7 protein-coding genes are annotated in these 5,457 nt (G+C 57.0%); 4 read left to right on the top strand and 3 right to left on the bottom strand.

What is annotated here, in order from left to right; all coding sequences use genetic code 11:
• On the top strand, positions 1-222 hold a 222-nt coding region (locus KYG_RS24755), incomplete at its 5' end, for a hypothetical protein (RefSeq protein ID WP_008906615.1).
• 47 nt (positions 223-269) lie between these two features.
• On the opposite strand, the gene KYG_RS19315 is transcribed toward KYG_RS24755, so the two are convergent.
• The 3 genes from KYG_RS19315 to KYG_RS19305 all read right to left on the bottom strand — a co-directional run bounded on the left by KYG_RS19315 (position 270) and on the right by KYG_RS19305 (position 2,393).
• Positions 270-788 (bottom strand): hypothetical protein, encoded by a 519-nt coding sequence (locus KYG_RS19315; protein WP_008906614.1) that lies wholly within the window; start codon positions 786-788, stop codon positions 270-272.
• An 8-nt stretch (positions 789-796) separates the two neighbouring features.
• Positions 797-1,921, bottom strand: a complete 1,125-nt coding sequence (locus KYG_RS19310; protein WP_008906613.1) for an ImmA/IrrE family metallo-endopeptidase — start codon at positions 1,919-1,921, stop codon at positions 797-799.
• Positions 1,922-2,126: 205 nt separating this feature from the next.
• On the bottom strand, positions 2,127-2,393 hold the full coding sequence (locus KYG_RS19305; protein WP_008906612.1) for a hypothetical protein: 267 nt from the start codon (positions 2,391-2,393) through the stop codon (positions 2,127-2,129).
• Between the two features lie 194 nt (positions 2,394-2,587).
• On the opposite strand from KYG_RS19305, the gene KYG_RS19300 reads away from it, so the two are divergent.
• From KYG_RS19300 to KYG_RS19295, 3 genes are all read left to right on the top strand, one after another.
• Positions 2,588-4,207 carry a DUF5906 domain-containing protein gene (locus KYG_RS19300; protein ID WP_008906611.1) on the top strand — a complete coding sequence of 540 codons (1,620 nt, stop codon included), beginning with the start codon at positions 2,588-2,590 and terminating at the stop codon, positions 4,205-4,207.
• Positions 4,208-4,584: 377 nt separating this feature from the next.
• Positions 4,585-4,737 carry a hypothetical protein gene (locus KYG_RS24885; protein ID WP_008906610.1) on the top strand — a complete coding sequence of 51 codons (153 nt, stop codon included), beginning with the start codon at positions 4,585-4,587 and terminating at the stop codon, positions 4,735-4,737.
• Between the two features lie 55 nt (positions 4,738-4,792).
• Positions 4,793-5,080 (top strand): helix-turn-helix domain-containing protein, encoded by a 288-nt coding sequence (locus tag KYG_RS19295; protein WP_237707299.1) that lies wholly within the window; start codon positions 4,793-4,795, stop codon positions 5,078-5,080.
• Positions 5,081-5,457: the final 377 nt, after the last annotated feature.

Here is a 5,457-nt window from a genome sequence, read left to right as displayed (position 1 = left end):
TCATCTGAGGCGGCGGCCAGAAACAAGAACAGGCTGGCCCAGCCCGTCACGGACGTGCTCCCCGTTTACGTGGAGCACGCTCGCCCCTTGTTGCTCAAACCGGAAGACGACACGCTGCTGGGCATGCCCTCCAACCACATTCAGGTCAGGCTGGGCAACATCCTTAAGACCCACCTCGGTCGGGAGGTGTCCTACTCGGAGCTCAGGGAGTTGCAGCTGTGATGTGATGCCTTGGCAGTCTCGTGTCCAATTTGGACACGAGGTTTGGCTTAAGGTATGACACCCATCAAAACGTCTGTGCGCACGCGTGACAGAAACCTCAGAGAGTACGCGTCACCAAGTGCGGCAACCTTTAGGTTGGTTGCCGTGGTTTTGCGAAGTAGCTCCTCAAGCGATGTCAGGTGGTCAATCCAGCCCAATTCGTGGAGGCGCACTATGGCGCCTTTGTCGGCAGTGCTCACAAGCAGCACTGAGGGAAGCGGGCGGTGCGCGTTCAAATAAGCAAAAAGGTCTTTCTCGCCATCGTCCAAGTTGGCACACGACGGATAGTTGGCGAGAAGCTTGTTGCGCTCGGCACGGCTTACAGGGTGGACCTGGTGCAATCCAGCTTGCAGCTGGGCCGCATCCACCTGCACTCGTCCTGCGCGGCTAGTATCCCCTGTCAGGGCTTCTTCCGAGCATTTGGCTACGGTCTCTAGCTGCCAGCCCTGTGCCAGCTCTTTCCAAACCTCGATTCTGAAAGCCTCAATGATGATGTTGGCGTCCAAAAAGACGGTTTGCTTTGCCATGGGCCGGTTCAGAGTTCGAAAGGCTTGGGCAACGTGTAGGCGACAAACAATTCCGAGAGCTCGTGCAGGCTCAAGCCCAAGGCCTTGGCAGCCTTGCGAGCAGACAAGCGCCCTTTATCGAGGGCAACGTGCAGTTGCTTGACAAAAACTTCAGAGAACAACCTAGGTGTTTGGTCTTGGACATCCCTCCGTTGCGTCTGCGCCAGAGCCACGCGCACAGCGCTGTCAATTCGACCAAGCGAAAACAGTCTCCAGCCCAAGGCAGAGACGCTCACTTGCAGGAGTTGAGCGACGTCGGCCAGATGGTCCTCATCTGTGAGTCGCGCAGGGTTAATCAGCTCGTCCAGGGACTCTCGAGGCATAAGCAGCGCCGCAGCGAAGTTGTCTGCGAGTTGCTCGACCCGCTTGGTCCGCTCCCGCTCACCTGCTGAGTTGGACTCCCTGTGAGCAGGCTTCATTCGCTCCCAGGTCAGCACATGAAACAACTCGTGGGCCAAGTCGAAGTTGCGGCGTGCAGCACTCTCCTGACGATTGACCAGGATGACTCCCATCTCAGGCAAGTGGCAGGCCGCACCTGAAATGGCGGTCTTTTCAATCGAAGGCCCCGTGTCGACAAACAGCACTGGAATGTCCAGTTGTCGCTCGATGTACTCAGCCAAGCCTTTGGCCGGAATGACCCCAAGCTCGTACTGTTTGACCATCTGCTCTGCAGCTTGCTGGGCAGCCTCGTATCTGCTGCCGCTGTCGATTCGCAGGGCAAACCCCAGCGGGCTATGCTCCCCGGGCTCTTGCGCACGAAGCCAGCGCAGAAGCCCAATCCAGCTGTTCGCAGTCAGCTCGAAACGGTTCAAGTCTTCCTCAGGCAAGCTCGCGCTCGCCCGCCACGAATACTGTGCCTCGGCCACGACGCTGAACGGGTCAATGAAGAACTCCACGTCTTGGTCCAGAACATCGCTCAGTTGAAGCAGTTCGTCCGCCTTGAGCGCACGCTTCCCGTTTTCGATGTCCGACAGCGTTTGCCGGTCCTTGAAGCCCATGGCCACACTGACCTGTTCTTGGGTCAGGTCCAGCAGCTCTCGCGCATGCTTGACTCGCAGGCCGAGGTTGACAGTAGGGGCGGGAGAGGCGTCCATTTGGCGTTGAGGTGTTGACTGAGACGCTGCGTATAGAGCTTTGCATTATATTCTTGCAAATCACAAAATGCAAGACAGGTGCGGCTTGCTAGACGTCGGAGGTGTTAGCCCCGCCCACTAGACAGGGGCGTCGAACCCGAAGTGCGTGAAGTGCTCCAACATCGACACACACAGGGGATGGCCCCAAGCTCACTTGGTGCTAACTCTATTCCTTGTCGGCCTCCAGCAGGGCGGTGGTATCCGCCGGCAAATCCCTGCTTGCCACCAACCGGTACCCCCGTCTCAGCCGCAGCTTGTGCAGGCTGGCCAGCTCCTTGACCGCAGCATCCCTTGATGGCAAAGCCAGGTGGCGCAAGGCGCCCAGCCGGTTGCGTAGCCCTCCTCGAGCGGTGGAGAGTACCCAGTCGCCCAACAAGTCCTGCAGCAGGGCAGCTTCGTAGTACCGGCTGGCGGACTCCCATCTGAGGTGCATCGCTTCCCTTTGTGCTCAAAGAACCGGCATGACTGACTGTGGTGCCGCTTGTCACTATTGTATTTATTTCTGCTATTTCTTGGATAAATTTAAGAACAAAAATTTTTCTTGAGATGGTCTCGCTTTGCTAAAGAAATAAGACTGCTATCGCCGATACTGGATGCTTTGTCAGAACAAGCATCCAGTATCGGCACATGGCCACCAAAATCGTCATTCATCCAGCAGGGCAGTCGGGGCCCTTTGAAATCGTCAGCTCTGTCTTGCCTAGCCAGACGCTTCGCTACACGATGCAGCTTCTGCGGCCGGACGGTTCCGTCCTCCTGAAGGTCGAGGAGGACCATGCCACGGACGTCTACTCGCTGGTCGACGTCGTGGCCGCTGCTTTGGCAAATGAGCAGACGTTCTCTTACGGCTACGACAACCAGCCTTATCTCTGGGATGGAAGGCGCTGGGTTAACGCCAACGTTTGGCTGCAGAGCGTGTCTACCGGTATGCACAGGCGTATCCGCTCTGGCGAGTACCGCAGCAAGTCCAGCGCATGCTTCTACAACACGATGCAGGCGCTGTGGATTGCCAGTGGTCGCAAAGAGCTTGCTCTCAAGCCCTTCGGCGTTTGCAACGGCATCCCCCTCGCTGACGGTGTTTTCGAGTTCGAAGGCGCCAATGGCTTGAATGTGGCGCCTCACAAGCCTGAGAACGAAAACCTGCACTTCTTGCCGGTGTCTTGCGACGACGTCGTCAAAGCGTTCTTTGAAGTGCAGCTCAATCAGTGCGACGAGTCGTTGCTTTTCCGCTTCCTTCGGACGTCACTGGACCCAGACCAGCGTAAGGTGCTCCAGCGCTGGTTTGGTCTTCACCTTGTTGTTCACAAAGTGGGTAACCCCGAAAAGATGCTGTACATGTACGGCGGCGGCGGTAACGGCAAGGGGATGGTCGTGCAAATGCTGCGGTCGCTGGTCACGGACGATGCGGTCGCTGCCTTGCGCCTCAAAGACTTGACCATCCCGTCGAACCTGGAGTTGCTCATTGGCAAGATGGCCATGATTGGTGCCGAGGGGAGCCCGGAAACGGACAACGAGATGCTCAAGACCATCGTCAGCTGGGAAGAGCTCACTGTCAATCCGAAGTATCGCGACCCATTCGGCTTGCGACCCTCATGCCTCGTTACGCAAGCCTCGAACCCCACCCCACATTTCGATGACGACTCGGATGCCATGGTCCGTCGCGTCATCGTGTTGCACATGACGTACAAGCCGACCGAGGCGGAAAAAATCCAGGGCATCGCCGAAAGAATCCGTTCTGCTGAGTACCCGCTGCTGGTCGCATGGGCGTTGCACGGCGCCCTCGAGGTTCTTCAGGCTGGCACCATTGTCGTGCCGCAGTCAGTAGCAGAGCTGTCCGCAGAAATTGTGCGACCAGTGCGCACCGTCGACCGATTCTTTGAGGTGCTGGAGTTTGGTCGCTACGAAATTGCAGAGGATGAGCTGTACGCCGCCTATTGCCTGCACATCAAAAAGCAAGGGCTCAAGGTTCAGCCCAAGGCCGAGTTCTTCGAAGCATTGATGACCCGTCTCGACCGCAAGGGAATCCTCTACCAACGTCGAGCCAAAGTGACTGGCTATCGAGCCCAAGCGTTTATGAACGACCGACAGGAGCTGTCTGCTCTTGTGCCCGCACTTCTGGCCGCCAAGCACGTGAACGCATTTTTCGGGCTGCGCATCGCTGAAGGGCACTTCGGCCCGGCAATCGGCCAGGTCATCCCGGAAAACCGCCGAGACTTGCCTGCTTTTGAGGTTCTCAATGACCTGTCGTAAGGGGATGGCGTAAGGGGATGGCGTAAGAACTGACTGCGGATGCAAATACTTCGCTGACAGCGAAACTGATTGTTGATTTGGCAAAATACTTCGGCTACAATCAACCCCGAGGTTAGCAGAGACAACTGTCGACTGTGTGGGGTGCTTCGGTGCCCTGTGGAGCCGCAAGGCTCTAACTACTCGCTAGCTCTCGTCCCGACGCCCGTGGCACTATGCCCTGCGCTGATGGTCGACAGCGATGCGAGCCAGCCCGGGCGACCCCGGGCTGGCATCTGGAAGTGAAGGGGGAAAACCGCCGCATTGCTCTGCCTAGTTGTGGGCGACAGCCACGGCATGCACATGGTGTGTATGTTGATTGGTGCAACTAGGAGCACGTCATGAAAGACGTTTTCAAACCTCCCTTGCGGCGGGAGACGAAGAGCCATCGTAAGAAATCTTGGCTTGTGCGACCGGAAACCATTCGTCTTGCCACTGCTGTGGTCAGGCTGGTTCATGCGGTGGCCAAGCTCATCGACTTCTTTCTGAGGTGATTCGTCACCCCTTTATTTCATATTGAGAAGTGCCATGCTGAACCGAGCTTTGCGCATGCTGCGCACCTATCACCAGTTCACACAGGTGGACCTGGCCAAGCGCTTGGGCATCTCCAACTCCTATCTGAGTGAGCTGGAAAAAGGCGATAAAACGCCAGGTTTGGAACTTTTGGAGAAGTATGCAGAGGTATTCAAGATGCCTGTGTCCTCCATCCTGCTTTTCTCCGAATCCATGGAGACCTCCCGCAAACCTGGCGAAAAGCTCCGAGTAGCTGCCGCTGACAAGATTCTTCGGCTACTGGAGTGGCTGCAGGAGCGCGACGCCGTTGGCAGCGCAAGCTAAGCGGTACCCGCTTAACCAATCCCCCCTGTACCGAATTCAGGGGAAGGAGCAGTTCAAACGCGCACTTGGCTTGGACTGGGATGCGATACCCAGCCTACTTTCCTCGCAAGGGTACCGAACCTGGCAAACCAAAGGTGAAAAGCCGCGGGACATCCAGGCTCCCATCCACTGGATGAATGCGGTGCATGGCAGGCTCGCCAAGCTGCTTTCGCGGATTGAAGTTCCTGACTACGTCTTCTCACAGAAGGGACGTTCCTACGCTGACAACGCGCACCAGCACGTTGGTAGGCACCCCGTCATCAAGACTGACATACATCGCTTCTACCCCAGTGTGTCGCGGGCAATGGTTTTCAGGATGTTTCGAGAGGATTTCTGCT

This window comes from Acidovorax sp. NO-1, from assembly GCF_000238595.1.
Classification (GTDB): domain Bacteria; phylum Pseudomonadota; class Gammaproteobacteria; order Burkholderiales; family Burkholderiaceae_C; genus Acidovorax.
The sequence above is the reverse complement of the archived record's forward strand: the minus strand, read 5'-3'. Positions and strand labels throughout refer to the sequence as shown.

Bases quoted from the DNA above. Each gene is read 5' to 3' on its own strand.
- KYG_RS19295 (WP_237707299.1), top strand. From the start codon at position 4,793: ATGCTGCGCACCTATCACCAGTTCACACAGGTGGACCTGGCCAAGCGC.
- KYG_RS19300 (WP_008906611.1), top strand. From the start codon at position 2,588: ATGGCCACCAAAATCGTCATTCATCCAGCAGGGCAGTCGGGGCCCTTT.
- KYG_RS24885 (WP_008906610.1), top strand. From the start codon at position 4,585: ATGAAAGACGTTTTCAAACCTCCCTTGCGGCGGGAGACGAAGAGCCAT.
- KYG_RS19310 (WP_008906613.1), bottom strand. From the start codon at position 1,921: ATGGACGCCTCTCCCGCCCCTACTGTCAACCTCGGCCTGCGAGTCAAG.
- KYG_RS19315 (WP_008906614.1), bottom strand. From the start codon at position 788: ATGGCAAAGCAAACCGTCTTTTTGGACGCCAACATCATCATTGAGGCT.
- KYG_RS19305 (WP_008906612.1), bottom strand. From the start codon at position 2,393: ATGCACCTCAGATGGGAGTCCGCCAGCCGGTACTACGAAGCTGCCCTG.